Here is a 14365-nt window from a genome sequence, read left to right as displayed (position 1 = left end):
GCGCGGCTCCGTTCGCCGCGCTGCGTCGACGAGTTGGGGGAAGAGTGGCTCCGCGTGCAGCACGTCACCGGCGTTCGATGAAGCGCCGGTTCCTGGCCGGGATGTCCGTCGCGGCGGCGGCCGGCCTGGCGCTGACCGCGACGGTCACCCTGAACGCACAGGCGGCGTGGACCTCGACGTGGAACGTCTCCGCCTCGGGCTGGACGGCCGACGACTCGCCCCGGGTCGCGGTGGACCGGCAGGGCGACGCGCTGCTGACGTGGCGGGCCTGCGACACCTCCACGACCTACTGCCACTACCGCATCCAGACCCGGACCAGGACCGCGAGCGGCACGGCCGGAACCGTCCGCAGCCTCTCCCCGGAGGGCGCCTCGGTGGCCTGGCCAGAAGTCGACTCCGACGACACCGGCGACTCGGCGGTGGTCTGGGAGCAGGACGGCCACGTGGTCGGCCGCCGCGTCGCGGCGAGCGGCACGGTCACCGGCTCGGTCCGGCAGCTGTCCACCTCCGCCCCGGCGACCGGCCCCGTGGTGGCGGTGACACCGGGCGGCACGGCGATGGCGGCGTGGACGGAGATCCGCGACGGCAGCTGGTACGCCGTAGCCCGCCGCCTCATGCTCGACGGCACCGTGGGCGCGCCCATCACCCTCGGCAGCGCCTCGTCCGAGAAACCCGCCATCGGCGTCGGCCGCGACGGCAGGTTCGTCGTGGCGTGGGTGCGCGGCTCGGAGGTGGTGGCCCGCCGGGTCGCCTCCGGCTCGATCTCGTCCACCAAGGTCCTGACGTCGTCCATCGCGTCGTACGGCGGCTTCGGCATGGTGCGGGTCGGGGTGGACCGGGACGGTGACGCGGTCGTCTCGTACCGTTCCGGCGGCGGCGACCGCCCCCAGGTCTGGGCCTCCCGCATGAGCCGTACCAACGCCCTGGCGTCGCCGCTGCGCATCTCGGCGTCGACGGACCGGGCAGGCTTCCACCACGCGCCGGCCACCGACCTCGACGGCGACTCGGTGATCGTCTGGACCCGCTACAACAGCACCGGCAAGCTCGAACTCCTCGGCCGCCGCCTCTCCGCCTCCGGCTCCCGCGGCGCCACCACCGTCCTCGGCCTCGGCGACCGCCCCGACCTGGCCCTGGACGACGACGGCGACGGCATGGTGGCCTTCCACACGGTCGTGCCGACGTCCACGACGCCGTACAGCTACACCAAGGCGACGGCCCGCCCGGTCAGCCGTTCCGGCGCGTTCGGCACGGCGAAGACCGTCACGTCGGACGGCCGGGTCCCCCAGCTCGACACCCGCCCGACCGCACGCTTCACCCTCGTCTGGCAGCGCGCCACCCACCCGTACACGATCAAGTCGGTGACGGGTCCCTGACCTCTTTCCGCCGCACCTCGGACAGCATCCGCACCTCGGACAGCAGCCGCACGTCGGAGCGCAGCCGGTCGAGCGCGCCGCGGTACAACTGCGGCCCCACGGAGACCCGTACGACGCCGATCGTCCGAAGTGCGTCCAGCGTGCCGCCGACCTGCGAGCCGCCGTTGAGTGGGAGACCGGCGTTCAGGGGAGCGCCGGTCGCGGCGGCGACGGCGCGGAGGTCGTCCGGTCCGGCGCCGGGCGGGAAGACGCAGTCCGCGCCGGCCGACCGGTAGGCCGCGGCCCTGGCGATCGCGTCGACGCGCTTGTGGTCGTCGGCCAGGCGCGAGGTGGGGAGGAAGGAGTCGATCCGGGCGTTGACGACCAGCGGCACGCCGATCCGGTCGGCGGCGGCGCGCATTCCCGCGACGTAGGACGCGCGGGCGTCGACGTCGAGCAGACCGCCGTGCGCGTGATCGCTGTCCTCGATGTTGCAGCCGGCGACTCCGATGCCGACGAGCTGTTCGACCAGTTCCTCCGGCGTCATCCCGTAGCCGGCCTCGACGTCGACGGTGACCGGCACGTCGACCGAGGCGGCGATGCGCTGGGCGACGAACATCATCTCGCCGCTCGGGGCCCGTTCGCCGTCTTCGTAGCCGAGGGCGGCGGCGATGGCGTTGCTCGTGGTGGCGACCACGGGGAAGCCCGCGGCGACGACGAGGCGGGCGCCGGCCGCGTCCCAGACGTTCGGCAGCACGAGCGGGTCGCCCGGGACGTGCAGGGAGCGCAGCAGTTCGGCCTTGTCGACCAGATCGGACACAGCGGATCTCCTGTCCTCGTGTTCCTGTGTTCCTGTGTTCCCGCGTTCGGCCGTCGGTCGTTCCGGCCGTCGGGGTGTGCCGGTGGCCGGTTGTTCCGCTGGGCGGGTTGTTCCGGTGGCCGGTTGTCCCGGTCGTCGGGCCGCTGTTCCTGGCGTCAGTCGACGAGTGCGCCGGCGGACAGATTGGCGACGGTCCCGGTCATGGCGCCGGCGCGGTCGGACGCGAGAAACGCGGCGGTCTCCGCGATCTCGCAGAGCGTGGGCAACCGCTTCAGCAGCGTCCCGTCCACCATCCCCCCGTCCGTGAGCATCTCCTCGACCGACTGCCCGCCCGCGGCCGCCATCGGTGCGAAGAGGTCCTTGGTGTACGACCCCGCGGCCGGCCCGTCCACGACGGCGTGCGGCCGGATGCAGATCACCCGAACGTTGGCGGGCGCCAGCTCCGCGGCCAGCACTCGCGAGAAGGCCTCCTTGCCGGCCGCGCTCACGCTGTGCCCCAGGATGCCGCCCACCGCGAGCTTGGAACCCGGCTCGGAGAGGGTCAGGATCACGCCGGGACGCTCCCCGCCCATGTGCCGCGCCACGGCCTTGCTGGTGATGAACAGCGTCCGCAGGAATCCGTCGACCGGCCGCATGAACTCCTCGAGCGACAGGTCGGCCAGCGGGGTCCCCTGGTCGTGCATGACGCTGACGGCGTTGAGGGCGACGTCGATGCCGCCGGCCCGCGCCGCGATGTCGTCGGCGTGCTTCTCGACGGCCTGCTGGTCGAGGACGTCGACCTGCGCGGTCTCGACGGTGCCGCCCGCCGCGGTGATGTCGTGCGCGACGGCGTCGAGCCGGGCCTGCGTCCGCCCGGCGAGGAAGACCCGGGCGCCTTCCCGGGCGAACACCCGCGCCACGGCGCCGCCGATGGCGCCTCCGCCTCCGTAGACCACGGCGTTCTTGCCGTCCAGCAGCAACCCGTTCATGACCGTCCTCGCTGGATCTCTTCGGCGATGCGCTTGATGCGGTTGAGCCGTGCGTCCCATGTCCTGCCGACGTCGTTCAGCTGTCGTACGGCCCGGGCGAGTTGGGCCTCGTCGACTTCGTAGCGCCGCTCGCGGCCCTGCTGCGTCGCGTGCACGAGGCCGACGCGGCCGAGGACGCCGAGGTGTTTGGTGACCGCCTGCCGTGTGATGGGAAGACGGTCGCTCAGGCTGGTCGGCGTGCCGACGCCTTCCGCGAGCAGGATGTCGAGCAGCCGCCGCCGGATCGGGTCCCCGATCGCCGACCAGAGTTCGTCGTCGACGGCGACGCTCATCGCGCCACCACCGAGGCGGCGTACTTCTGCAGCCGGGGCAGGTACAGGTCCCAGCCGCGCTCGTGGTCGTGGAAGGCCTGCTCGAGTACGGCGGCCTCCCAGCCCCTCTCCCGCCAGCCGCTCTCGGTCAGCCGCAGGATCGTGCCGTCGCCGGAGGGCTCCAGCTCGAAGGTGACCAGGAGGGAGTTGCTCGGCTCCGGCGTCTCGCCCTGGGGCGCGACCCAGAGGAAGGCGAAGCTGCGCGGCGGATCCACGTCCACCACGGTGATCGCCTCCACCCCCGCACGGTCCCCCCACACCAGCTCGCCGACCGACCCCGTTACGGGCTCGAACGTCGCGTCGTCGGGCCACCACATCTTCATGTGCTCCGGCCGGCTCACCACCTCGAACACGATCTCCGGCGACGCGTCGATGCGAATCTCGCGCTCCAGCTTTCCGAACTCCCGCTCCATGACGGACCTCCCGTGAGAATTGGGCAACTATCGGTTGCGTATGACTCTAGGCGCCGCCTCGGGGATTCGCAACTTTTCGTTGCGGGTTGCTGGTGGCCGCCCTATCTGGAGTCCGAGGCCTCTTCTTCGCGGGCGGGAGGCGTGAACGGCCCGGTCGCGGGGGCGACGCACTTGTCCACGAGGGTCTCCTCGCCGGCCGCCGAGCCGTCCAGGCAGAGCCGTCCGCCCCGGTCACGCAGGTCGAGGAAGAACCGCGTGGCCGGACCGGACTGCTTGAGGCCGTGGATGCGGTCATCGGGGTAGCCGAGGTCGTTCAGGATCTTCCTGACCTTGACGGGTGTGGGGTCCGCCAGCTTCCAGAGCCCTTGGGCGATGTGCTCCTCGTGGAGGGCGCTCGCGCACCAGTCGCGGGCGTTCAACTCCACCTCCGGCCCCGAGGTCGGGGCGATCGGCTCGACCGCGTCGCCCGGCAGTGTCTCCGCCGAGCCGGACGGCAGCGTCTTCGCCGACGGGCCCGCCGCCGGTGCCTCCGCCGGACCGCTCGGGGGACAGCGCTGTTCGATCCGGCTCTGGATTTCGGCCGAGACCGTGCCGGGGCGGGCCTGGGCGGTGTCGGATGCGGTGCCGGAGGGGGTGCTTCGCGGTCCGCCGGCGTCCGCCTTCTCGGTGCCGCAGGCGGTGAGCGCGAGCCCGAGCGCGGCGAGAGCTGCGGCCGCGAGTGGGCGGTGGGGGCAACGCGTGCGGCGCGGGGGGTGGATAACAGCACTGGTGAGGGCGGGGTTTCGTCTCATGGAGCCAAGTCTGTGATCAAGCCGGCGCCTTGACGTGAGTGCGCGTACTCAGGTGAGTGGGTGTACGTGCTCGGACTTCGATGACGCGGACTGGCCGAACCGGGGATCGGCCACCTCAACCCGCCGCCCGGTTCTTTGAGGGGTACGGCGACCCGCCGGACCCTCGCGCACGAGGTCCCGGCGGGTCCCGGCGGGCCTCGACCAGGGGCCATGACCGGTGCGTGGCGGGCTGGGGGGCGGTGTGGTGGTCCGGCGTGCAACCGGACAGGCCGGCGTCGGACAGGCCGGCGTGCAACCGGGCAGGCCGCGCGGTTCAGCTCTCGACGTCCCGGATGCGTCGTCGGACGTCCGTCGTCAGCTTCTCCAGCAGTCCGATGAGCGAGTCCCGCTCCTGCGCCGACAGATCACTCACGAGTGAGGCCTCGCGGCCGAGGACGGCGTCGACGGACCGCTCGATGAGCGCGTGCCCCTCGGCGGTCAGTGACACCTCCACCGCCCGGCGGCCGGTGGTTCCGGGCGCTCTCCGGACGAGACCCTCCGCCTCGGCCCGGGCGACGCGCTGCGAGATCGCTCCGGCGGTCACCAGAGTCCGCTGCGCGATCTCTCGGGTCGTGAGCGTGTAGGGCGGCCCGGAGCGGCGGATGACGGAGAGCAGGTCGAGGGTGGCGGCGTCGATCCCCGCTTCGCGCAGGACCCGGCCGCGGTCGTCGGCGAACAACTTCGCCAGCCTCCAGATGGGCGTGACGATCTCGATCGACTCGGTCGGGGTGCCGGGGCGTTCCCGCCGCCAGGCCGCGGCGATCTCGGCGGCGGGGTAGGGGGGCGCGGAGTCCGCGGATGCGTCGGCGGCGTCGTCGGCCACGGTGTCGTCCTCTCCCGGGCGTCGGCTACGTTTAGACCTAAACGTAGCAGCGAGGAGGGGGATCCTCATGGCCCGCACCGTGCTCGTCACCGGAGGGACCAGCGGTATCGGCCGTGCCATCGCCGCACGGTTCGCCGCCGACCACGACGACGTCTTCATCACCGGACGCCGTCCCGACACCGTCGATCAGGCCGCCGAACAGCTGGGCGTGCACGGCGTGACCTGCGACGCCACCGACCCCGGCCAGGTCGCTGCACTGGCCGCCCGGTTCAGCGCAGTCGACGTCCTGGTCAACGCGGCCGGCGGCCTGCCCGAGACGGCGCCCGACGACGTACCGGCCCTGGAAGCGGTGCTGGCCCAGTGGCACGCCAACCTCGCCCAGAACCTTCTCACCGCTGTCCTGACCACCACCGCCGTGCGGGACGAGCTCGCCCCGGGCGGCTCCGTCATCAGCATCGGCTCGATCGGCGCCGAGCGCCGGGGCGGCTCGTACGGCGCGGCGAAAGCGGCACTGGCCGCCTGGAACGCCTCCCTGTCCGCCGAACTCGCCCCGCACGGCATCACCAGCAACGTCATCTCCGCGGGCTACATCACCGGCACCGACTTCTTCCGCGGCCGGATGACCGACGAGCGCCACAACGCGCTGGTCCAGGAGACGCACAACAAGCGCGCGGGCACGGTGGAGGACATCGCCGAGATGTCGCACTTCCTCGCCTCCCCGGGCGCCCGGCACGTCACCGGCCAGACCCTTCACGTCAACGGCGGGGCCTTCACGACGCGGTGAGCTTCAGGCCGCCCATGAAGGCTGTCCAGGGGGGGGTGGAGAAGCGCGGTGCGGGGCCGTGGGGGTCTTGCTCCTGCAACGAAGGAGGCAGGCCGAGGCCGAGACTGGAAGGGTGCGATCGAGGGCATCGACCTCACCCTCACCTTCCTCCGCGCGAGGCGCGACGAGACCCAACGCCGAGGTCAGAGACCGGCCTTCCACCTCGGCATCCCCGCACACCGCCGTCCGCAGGAGTCCGAGTGACGCTCTCCGGAGCGATGCCTCGAAGCAACGAGTCGTCAGGGCCTGCGACCGAACCCCAGTCCGCCCGGATCACTCCGTTACGGGCAGGCACTCGGCGAGCAGGTCGACGACGTCCCGCCAGGCTCGCCGCGCGTGCTGAGGGTGATGACCGACCCCGGGAAGCACGATGTGGTCGACCGGTGGGTGATGGAAGGCGTGCAAGGCGCCGCCGTAGACCACGAGGCGCCAGTCGACGCCCGCAGCCTGCATCTCGGCGGTGAACGCGTCCCGTTGCGTGGGCGGCATGATCGGGTCTTCCGACCCGACCCCGGCCCACACCGGGCAGTGAATGCGCGCCGTCTCGCCCGGTCGGCCCGTGGTCAGTCCGTTGACTGTCGCGATCGCGCGCAGGTCGACGCCGTCGCGCCCGAGTTCCAGCGCGATGGCGCCCCCGGTGCCGTAGCCGACGGCGGCGATCCGGTCCGGGTCGGTCCGCGGCTCGGCGCGGAGCACGTCGAGCGCCGCGTGGCCGATGCCTCGCATCCGGTCGGGGTCGGCGAGCAGCGGCATGCAACGGGCCGACATCTCCTCGGGGTCGCCCAAGTAGCGCCCGCCGTGGAGGTCGAAGGCCAGCGCCACGTATCCCAGCTCGGCGAGCGCATCGGCGCGGCGGCGTTCGACGTCGCTGAGCCCCACCCCCTCGGGCCCGACCAGGACCGCGGCCCGGCGGTCGCCACCGGCCGGGAGCGCGAGGTGCCCGATCATCGTCAGGCCGTCGGCCGCGTATTCGATCGTGCGCGTGGCAACTGCCGTCATGAGCCTGGACTGTAGTGATGGCCGAGCCCGGTCGGGCCGGTGTTCTGCCGCTGGCAGAAGGCAGGTCTCTGGCGCGTTCCGGAACCACCCCGCGGTGCCGCCCGGGTGCTCGGGCGCCCCGTGGCGAGGGTCGGCGAGGCCGCCGCCCGCCCTCACCAACTGCTCTTGGTCACCCCCGGCAGCTCCCCCGCGTGCGCCATCTCCCGCACGCGGATGCGGGACAGGCCGAACGTGCGCAGGTGGCCGCGCGGACGGCCGTCCACGGCGTCGCGGTTGCGGACGCGGGTGGCGCTGGCGTCGCGGGGCTGGCGGCGCAGTTCCCGCTGGGCGGCGTCGCGTTCGTCGTCGGAGGTGCGGGGGGAGGCGATGACGGCCTTCAGCGCGGCGCGGCGGGCGGCGTAGCGCGCCACGACGAGACGGCGCTGCTCGTTCTTCGCGATCTTGCTCTTCTTCGCCATCAGACCTTCCCTCCCCGGGCGCGGATGCGCGCGACCGCGGCCTCGACGCCGATGACGTCGACCGTCTTGAGGCCCTTGGCGGAGAGGGTGAGGCGGACGTAGCGGCCCTCACTCGGCAGCCAGTAGCGCTTGCGCTGGATGTTCGGGTCGAAGCGGCGCTTGCTGCGCCGGTGGGAGTGCGAGATCTGGTGCCCGAAGCCGGGCTGCCGGCCGGTGAGTTGGCAGTGGGCGGACATGTTTCCTCCTTCTGGAGCGTGGGGTGCGGTGCGTGGCGGTCAGCACACTACCCCTAGATGAAAATGAAAACCAATAACGTATGCTGCTGCCCATGGCCCGAAACGAACTCCGCCCGATCATCAAACTGAGGTCCACCGTCGGCACCGGTTACACCTACGTCACCCGCAAGAACCGCCGTAACAACCCCGACCGCCTGACGCTGCGCAAGTACGACCCGGTCGCCGGGCGGCACGTCGACTTCCGTGAGGAGCGCTGAGAGCCGTGAAGCGCGGAATCCACCCTGAGTACTGCCCCGTCGTCTTCCGCGACCGGGCCGCCGACTACGCGTTCCTCACGCGGTCGACCCTCACCAGTGACAAGACCGTCGTCTGGGAGGACGGCAACACCTACCCGGTCGTCGACGTCGAGATCTCCTCCGCGAGCCACCCCTTCTACACCGGCACCCAGCGCGTCCTGGACACCGCGGGCCGCGTCGAGCGCTTCGAACGGCGCTACGGAGCCTCCGGCCGGAGTGAGCGGAGTGCGCGGAACGAGCGGAACGAGCCCAGCGACCGGAGCGAGCGCAGCGCACGCAGCGACGGGAGCGAGCGGTGAGCGGCGGCCGTGCGCGGCTGCCCGTCGCGATCGTCGCCGGGCTGCACGCCGACGCCCGCCGGGCCGCCGTCGAGGAGATCCTGCGCACGGTCCCCGGCTCCGTGGCGCTGCACCACGACCTGACGCACGCCGTCGACGGCACGGTCCACCGGACGGTACGCGACGCCGTCGGCCTGCTGGACAGCGGTGAGGCCCCCCTGGTCAACGACTGCGCCTGCTGCGCCCTGCGCGAGGACCTCGTCCCCGAACTGCTGCGCATCGCCGAGGCGGACGGGCACCGGCTGGCCGTCGTGGAACTGTGGGATTCCGTCGAACCGCACTCCATGGCCCCCGTCATCACCGCCGCGGGCGCCCCCCTGGCCCTGACCGGCGTCGCCACCGCCGTCGATCCGGCGCTCGTGCTGCCGTACCTCTCCAACGGCGACGACCTGTCCGACGCCGGCCTCGCCGCCGCCCCGACCGACCGGCGCACCGTCGCGGACACCTTCGCGCGGCAGCTGGAGTACCCGACCGTGATCGCTCTCGCCGAGGACACGGCATACGGGGAGACCGCCGACGGGACCGATCACGCGCTGCTCGCCCAACTCACACCGGGGGCAAGCAAGGTGGGGGTGGCGAGCCCCTTCGGTCCCGCCCTGCTGGCCGGCTTCGACGCGGACGCGGCGGCCGCCCGGGTGCACCCCGCCTCCGCGCTGCTGCCGCAGGAGCGCGACGAGCACGGCGTGACCACCATGGTGTGGCGGCGCGAACGGCCCTTCCACCCGGAGCGTCTCTACGCCGCGCTGGAGGACCTGACCTGCGCCGCGGCCCGCAGCCGCGGACGGTTCTGGCTGGCCGACCGCCCCGACACCCTGCTGTCCTGGGACGCGGCCGGCGGCGCCCTGTGCGTGGAGTCGGCCGGCCCCTGGCTCGCCGCCCTGCCCGACGCGGCCTGGGAGATGGTGCCCGCGGAACGCCGTGCCGCCGCCTCGGTGGACTGGCACCCGGAGCACGGCGACCGCTGCCAGCACCTCACCTTCACGTCCCCCGGCCTCGACCGCGAGGGCCTGCTCGCGCTGCTCGACTCCTGTTTGCTCACCGAGGCCGAGTACGCGGCGGGCAGGGACGACTGGCGCCGACTGCCCCACGCCTTCGACGAGTTGCTCGACCCGGTGCACTGAACGCCGTCGCGACAGGCGACGAAGCCGCACATGTGCCGCACTCATTGCGAAAGGAACGCTTCCCATGCCCCGACGCCCGATCCCCGGCCGACAGGCGGCCAGGCGCCCCCGCGCCAACCCGCTGGACGCCGCCGGCATCACGTACGTCGACTACAAGGACACCGACCTGCTGCGGAAGTTCATCTCCGACCGCGGCAAGATCCGCAGCCGCCGCGTGACCCACGTGACGCGGCAGCAGCAGCGGCAGATCGCGCGAGCCGTCAAGAACGCCCGCGATATGGCGCTGTTGCCGTACGGCTCCCGGTGATCCCGGGCGACGGGAGCAGGGGACGCCGGTCGACTCGCCGCCGAGGACGCCGTGCAGGCGGGCGCCGGACTCGCTCGGGCCGCTGATCCCGACCGTCCTGCCGCGCTCGGCGTTCTCGATCTCGACGGCGTCCGGCGCGGCCACGGACGAAGCGTCCGAGAAATGGACAGCGGACAGGCCGACGACGACCCGGTCGGGATCGGTGGCGTACCGTGACGGACCGACCAGGCCGTCCGACGACGTCCGCGTCCCTGCGCCTGATCGCCGGGTCGCCGGGTTGCCGGGTTGCCGGGTCGGCGAAGGGGGAGCCGGAACGTGTTCGTCCTGCCGGCCCCGGCGGCTCCCTTCGCCGCTCCTTTGTGGCCATCGCCGTGGTGGTCAAGCTGGTGTCCGTGGTCCTGCCGGGCCGACGTCCCGACTGGCGCGTGCGGCTGGCGCGCCGGGGCGCGGGCATGTCGGCGGCGGCCGCGGTCATGCTGCTGGTCATGGCGCTCGGCTCCGTGGAACCTGCCGGCCACGAGTACCGGTCGGGGCGGACTCCTCCCCGGCGCCCGCCTGCCGCGAGGGCGTACCCGACCACATGGTGGAGCGGCTCGAAGGCCACCGTGCCTCGTACCTCCCACCGGCCTTCGACTGCGTCCTGGACGACGGAACGACGTACCCCGCCGACGGCGGCTACGCGTGGTTCAACCGCCTCGTCGTCGCCTTCGCCGCCACGTCGGCCGTGTTGGCGGTGGGGGCCCGGCACGCCACCGGACGGCGGCCGGCGCGGCGGACGCGCACGGCCGATGCCGAGGCGGAGGGACGACCCGACCCTGAACTTCCCGGCCCGGCCCACCCGGCCCACAGGCCCACCCGGCCCGCATGACCTGGCGCGTACGCCCCGGCGCGATCGACCCGGGGCCCGGCCCGACCAGCCCTCGGTCCGGCCGGATCGCCCTCGGTCCGGCCGGACCGCCCCTGGCCCGGCCGGGCCGCTTGCCCTTGGACCAGCGGGCCTGGTTGCCCCCGAGCCCGACTCGACCGAACCACGGCCCGGCCCGGTCGAACCCGGCGCGTACGCCCCGCCCGCCTGACGCCGACCGGCACTGAGCGCCCACCGAAGACTGCCGGAGTCCGGCAATGCGCCGACGGCCGCGCCTTCGGCAGGATAAGGGCGGAGGGGAGCACACGGAGTGCTCCTGATGCCGGGTACCGGCAGGTGCCCGGCATCGAGCCCCCGCCCGCGCGATGGCGGGACGGACCGTCGCCGCGGGCCCCGCACCCGTGATCAGCCATGCCAAGCCATGCCGTGCCACCGGACGGGAGGACCAGCCATGACGCCTTTCCTCATCCCGCCCCTCGCCGCCGCTCTGATCGTCGCGATCACGACAGCCGTGCTCGTCCGTCGGGACAGGCGGCTCATGGGATCGACGGCCGACAGCGGCAGCGAGATGACCGACCCCGGACCTGTGCGATAGGAAGGCAAGGAAGACGATGGCCACGGTCACGAGCACGAGCACGGCGACGGACACGAGCACCGCGACGAGCACGGGCACGATGACGGGCACGGCAAAGGCCGCCGTGACGGTCACGCGGGTCGCACGACGGGGGGCGCACATGGCGGGGCGCGACGTGCCCGAGGAGTACCTGGAGGGGTACGCCCGCATCCTCGCCGACGCCTCGGCGACCGGCCGCCGGCTCACCCGCGACGAACTGGACTCGCGCAGGGCCCTCGGGGAGAAGGCCGCGGAAGCCGGCCTCGGCCTGCGCGCCCTGGTCGGCGCCCACCTTGCCGCGACCCGCTCGCACTGGCCCCGCGGCAACGGCGCCGGCGCCGACGGCGTCCTGGCCGCCGCCGCCCAGGCCGTCGACGCGTTCGCCGAGGGTTACGAACGCGCCCAGCTCCACGCCGTACGCCAGGAGGAGGCGGCACGCCGGGAGTTCATCGACGACCTGCTCTACGGCCGCAGCGACCTGGGCCGGCTCGCCGAGCGCGCGGAACGCTACGGGCTGCGGCTGTCGTACGCGCACGCGGTGGCGGTGGCGCGCGGAGCGGCGGCGTACGACGAGGGAGACCCGGTCCCCCAGGAGGTGGAGCGCGCGCTGATCGGCCGCTTCGGCGACCGCAGCATCCTGCTCACCACCAAGGACGGCCGGCTCGTGTGCATCGCGCCCGGCGACCAGGAGGACGTCCTCACGTACTTCGCCAAGCAGGCGTACGCCGCCACGGACGGGGGCCGGGTGGCCATCGGGCGCCCTCAGTCGGGAGCGGCCGGCGTCGCCCACTCCTACGAGGAGGCCCTGAACACCCTCGACCTGGCCGACCGCCTCGACCTGGACGACCCCGTGCTGCGCGCCGCCGACCTGCTGGTCTACCCCGTACTCGCCCGCGACCGGCAGGCGATGGCCGACCTCGTGGCCAGCGTCCTCGGCCCCCTGCGCCAGGCCCGCGGCGGCGCCGAACCCCTCCTGGCCACGCTCGCCGCCTACTTCGACTCCGGCTGCATCGCCACGGAGGCGGCCCGCCGCCTGTCCCTGAGCGTGCGCGCGTTCACGTACCGCCTCGAACGCATCCACAAACTCACGGGCGCGGACCCTTCGGACCCGGTCCACCGCTACACCCTCCAGACGGCGGTGATCGGCGCCCGCCTGCTGGACTGGCCGTCGAGGCCCTAGAAGCACACCGCCGCCGTCCGACGGGCGGCCCGACTCCTTCCCGGCCGCTCACACCCCCGTGGAACCGATGGCCGAGCGAACGGCCTGATGATCCGGATCGGCGGGACCGGCCTGTTCCGGAACGGCGACGACGGCGACACCGTGCTCGGCCGTGTCCGCGGCGATGAGCGCGCTGGCGGTCGACGGCGGGCCGTCGTCGTCCGACGCGGCGGCCATGAGACGGGCCGCCGACTCCGCGTCCGCCTCGGGCGGGACGACCAACAGGTCCCAGCGGCCGATGCCGTAGGAGAGCAGCAGCAGCTTGTGCGGGTCGATCTCCAGGGTGAACCAGCCGACCTTGACGACGTGGCCGTCCACGGGAACCTTGCGCGGGATGACCGGCCAGTGTGCCGGGTTGACGGCGACGCGGGTGGTGCGGCCCCACAAGGGGTCCAACACGGCGGTCAGAAGCGGAAGTTCGGTGAGCAGATCCCGCGAGCGGGGCCACCAGGCGCCGTCCAGCAGCCCGCGGGAGAGGCCGTCGGTCTTCAGTGCGAGACGCGCCGCGGGAGGTGCGGCGGGCTCGTGGTGCGGAGGGATCGGATGCAAGGTCGCCGGCATGATGCGGACCCGTCTCCGGGCCGCGTCTGAGGCGGCCCGGGTTTCATCGTTCTCCGAGAACGACCCGGCGTGGAAGCCGGTGTGCGAAATGCCCTCGGTGACCCCACACTACTCCGCGCACGTCGGCGGCGCGGGCTCGCGGCCGTCACGCCTAGAGACCGAGCATCCGCTGGGTGAGTTCCCGGTACTGCCGCAGCGCGTGCCGCAGCTCGTCGGACTGCTCCTGCTCGCCCTCCCGTTCCTGCCACCCGGCACGCAGCACCCGCCGCCGCTCCTCCAACGCGCTCACGAGCTGGGCTACGGCCTCGTCATAGGCCGCCTCCGCCTCCTCCAGCGCCTCGCGCGGATCGTCGGCGAAGGTATTGATGGCGTGCCGAAGCCGCGAGGCGACCTCGTCCCGCCGGGCCGCCGGCACCAGCGGCTCGGGCCCCGAAACACGCCGCGGGTCGGCGCTCCGGGGCTGACCGGCGGGCTGCTGGGCGCGTGACTGGTCGTACATGATGGATGCCTTCCGCTGCGCCAGAAGGCGCCGTTGGTCATGTCTGGTCATGTCGACGCTCGCGTGCGGGCGAGGCGAGCACCGCAACTCCGGTACACCGGAGCGCCATGCCCTGCGCCGTGCTGCCAGTCAACGTGCGGGGAGAGGGTGTGTCAACGTGGCACGAAGACGGTTCGCCTGCGTCGGTTACGCCGTGGCCGCTTCCCCACCGGTCCCGGCCGCGAAGTGGTCGATCGGCTCGAGTCCTCTCGTCCAGGGCGGCCGGATCGTCACCGCGGTGAACGCCTACCACTTCACCGGAGGACCCTGCGCCGAACTCGTTCTCATCGGCGCGGCGGCTTCCCTGCCCTATAGGTCATCGTCGGCGCGCCGGTGACCACCTCCGAACCGTCTCGAGCACCGACCTGCTGCCCGACAGCTGCCTCTGGGCCGACCACCAACTCAACGCCGAGG

At 73.0% G+C, this 14365-nt stretch carries 20 protein-coding genes and 1 pseudogene; 10 read left to right on the top strand and 11 right to left on the bottom strand.

All coding sequences use genetic code 11. From position 1 onward, the window contains the following. Window positions 1-77 precede the first annotated feature (77 nt). The gene (locus tag ACZ6KF_RS29790; RefSeq protein ID WP_469241234.1) at window positions 78-1373 is read left to right on the top strand and encodes a hypothetical protein; all 1296 of its coding nucleotides are present in this window, start codon (window positions 78-80) and stop codon (window positions 1371-1373) included. On the opposite strand, the gene ACZ6KF_RS29785 is transcribed toward ACZ6KF_RS29790, so the two are convergent. The 6 genes from ACZ6KF_RS29785 to ACZ6KF_RS29760 form a co-directional block, all read right to left on the bottom strand. After that, window positions 1351-2172: an isocitrate lyase/PEP mutase family protein gene (locus tag ACZ6KF_RS29785; protein WP_469241232.1), complete on the bottom strand. Its 822-nt coding sequence runs from the start codon at window positions 2170-2172 to the stop codon at window positions 1351-1353. The two genes, ACZ6KF_RS29790 and ACZ6KF_RS29785, sit on opposite strands and share 23 nt — an antisense overlap. A 155-nt stretch (window positions 2173-2327) precedes the next feature. Continuing rightward, window positions 2328-3140, bottom strand: a complete 813-nt coding sequence (locus tag ACZ6KF_RS29780; RefSeq protein ID WP_356630539.1) for an SDR family NAD(P)-dependent oxidoreductase — start codon at window positions 3138-3140, stop codon at window positions 2328-2330. Beyond that, window positions 3137-3472, bottom strand: a complete 336-nt coding sequence (locus ACZ6KF_RS29775) for an ArsR/SmtB family transcription factor (RefSeq protein WP_356630541.1) — start codon at window positions 3470-3472, stop codon at window positions 3137-3139. Before ACZ6KF_RS29775 ends, ACZ6KF_RS29780 begins: the two co-directional genes overlap by 4 nt. Then, window positions 3469-3924, bottom strand: a complete 456-nt coding sequence (locus ACZ6KF_RS29770; protein ID WP_356630543.1) for an SRPBCC domain-containing protein — start codon at window positions 3922-3924, stop codon at window positions 3469-3471. Before ACZ6KF_RS29770 ends, ACZ6KF_RS29775 begins: the two co-directional genes overlap by 4 nt. A 101-nt stretch (window positions 3925-4025) precedes the next feature. After that, the gene (locus tag ACZ6KF_RS29765; protein WP_469241229.1) at window positions 4026-4715 is read right to left on the bottom strand and encodes a hypothetical protein; all 690 of its coding nucleotides are present in this window, start codon (window positions 4713-4715) and stop codon (window positions 4026-4028) included. 313 nt (window positions 4716-5028) lie between these two features. Continuing rightward, window positions 5029-5577 carry a MarR family winged helix-turn-helix transcriptional regulator gene (locus ACZ6KF_RS29760; RefSeq protein ID WP_469241227.1) on the bottom strand — a complete coding sequence of 183 codons (549 nt, stop codon included), beginning with the start codon at window positions 5575-5577 and terminating at the stop codon, window positions 5029-5031. A 67-nt stretch (window positions 5578-5644) separates the two neighbouring features. Here ACZ6KF_RS29760 and ACZ6KF_RS29755 point away from each other — a divergent pair, with 67 nt between their 5' ends. Further along, complete coding sequence (locus ACZ6KF_RS29755) at window positions 5645-6361, top strand: SDR family NAD(P)-dependent oxidoreductase (protein ID WP_469241225.1); 717 nt, start codon at window positions 5645-5647, stop codon at window positions 6359-6361. 312 nt (window positions 6362-6673) lie between these two features. Here ACZ6KF_RS29755 and ACZ6KF_RS29750 read toward each other — a convergent pair whose 3' ends face one another. The 3 genes from ACZ6KF_RS29750 to rpmB form a co-directional block, all read right to left on the bottom strand. After that, window positions 6674-7399, bottom strand: coding sequence for a dienelactone hydrolase family protein (locus ACZ6KF_RS29750; RefSeq protein WP_356630551.1), 726 nt, complete (start codon window positions 7397-7399; stop codon window positions 6674-6676). Between the two features lie 152 nt (window positions 7400-7551). Beyond that, window positions 7552-7857: a 30S ribosomal protein S14 gene (rpsN, locus tag ACZ6KF_RS29745; RefSeq protein WP_356630553.1), complete on the bottom strand. Its 306-nt coding sequence runs from the start codon at window positions 7855-7857 to the stop codon at window positions 7552-7554. After that, entirely contained in the window at window positions 7857-8093 is a 237-nt protein-coding gene (gene rpmB, locus ACZ6KF_RS29740) for a 50S ribosomal protein L28 (protein ID WP_356630555.1), read from the bottom strand. The genes rpsN and rpmB overlap by 1 nt, the downstream gene beginning before the upstream one ends. A gap of 92 nt (window positions 8094-8185) precedes the next feature. Here rpmB and rpmG point away from each other — a divergent pair, with 92 nt between their 5' ends. The 7 genes and pseudogenes from rpmG (at window position 8186) to ACZ6KF_RS29705 (ending at window position 12813) form a co-directional block, all read left to right on the top strand. Continuing rightward, window positions 8186-8350: a 50S ribosomal protein L33 gene (gene rpmG, locus ACZ6KF_RS29735; protein ID WP_356630557.1), complete on the top strand. Its 165-nt coding sequence runs from the start codon at window positions 8186-8188 to the stop codon at window positions 8348-8350. A gap of 5 nt (window positions 8351-8355) precedes the next feature. After that, window positions 8356-8601 (top strand): annotated as a pseudogene (locus ACZ6KF_RS29730) (type B 50S ribosomal protein L31); the annotation flags it as partial. 83 nt (window positions 8602-8684) lie between these two features. Beyond that, on the top strand, window positions 8685-9848 hold the full coding sequence (locus ACZ6KF_RS29725; protein WP_469241222.1) for a GTP-binding protein: 1164 nt from the start codon (window positions 8685-8687) through the stop codon (window positions 9846-9848). 64 nt (window positions 9849-9912) lie between these two features. Then, window positions 9913-10155 (top strand): 30S ribosomal protein S18, encoded by a 243-nt coding sequence (rpsR, locus tag ACZ6KF_RS29720; RefSeq protein ID WP_469241220.1) that lies wholly within the window; start codon window positions 9913-9915, stop codon window positions 10153-10155. A 580-nt stretch (window positions 10156-10735) separates the two neighbouring features. Then, window positions 10736-11023, top strand: a complete 288-nt coding sequence (locus ACZ6KF_RS29715; RefSeq protein ID WP_469241218.1) for a hypothetical protein — start codon at window positions 10736-10738, stop codon at window positions 11021-11023. A 448-nt stretch (window positions 11024-11471) separates the two neighbouring features. Beyond that, a complete protein-coding gene (locus ACZ6KF_RS29710) occupies window positions 11472-11615 on the top strand; it encodes a hypothetical protein (RefSeq protein ID WP_356630565.1) in 144 nt (47 codons plus the stop codon). A gap of 139 nt (window positions 11616-11754) precedes the next feature. Further along, window positions 11755-12813, top strand: a complete 1059-nt coding sequence (locus ACZ6KF_RS29705) for a PucR family transcriptional regulator (protein WP_356630717.1) — start codon at window positions 11755-11757, stop codon at window positions 12811-12813. Window positions 12814-12861: 48 nt separating this feature from the next. Here ACZ6KF_RS29705 and ACZ6KF_RS29700 read toward each other — a convergent pair whose 3' ends face one another. Further along, window positions 12862-13413, bottom strand: a complete 552-nt coding sequence (locus ACZ6KF_RS29700; protein WP_469241216.1) for a DUF5994 family protein — start codon at window positions 13411-13413, stop codon at window positions 12862-12864. A 151-nt stretch (window positions 13414-13564) separates the two neighbouring features. After that, window positions 13565-13912 carry a hypothetical protein gene (locus tag ACZ6KF_RS29695; protein WP_356630569.1) on the bottom strand — a complete coding sequence of 116 codons (348 nt, stop codon included), beginning with the start codon at window positions 13910-13912 and terminating at the stop codon, window positions 13565-13567. Window positions 13913-14069: 157 nt separating this feature from the next. On the opposite strand from ACZ6KF_RS29695, the gene ACZ6KF_RS29690 reads away from it, so the two are divergent. Continuing rightward, the gene (locus tag ACZ6KF_RS29690) at window positions 14070-14288 is read left to right on the top strand and encodes a hypothetical protein (protein ID WP_469241214.1); all 219 of its coding nucleotides are present in this window, start codon (window positions 14070-14072) and stop codon (window positions 14286-14288) included. The last annotated feature ends 77 nt before the right edge of the window (window positions 14289-14365 follow it).

Source organism: Streptomyces sp. NPDC046379 (assembly GCF_055587785.1).
This window is presented reverse-complemented; position numbering and strand designations above follow the sequence as displayed.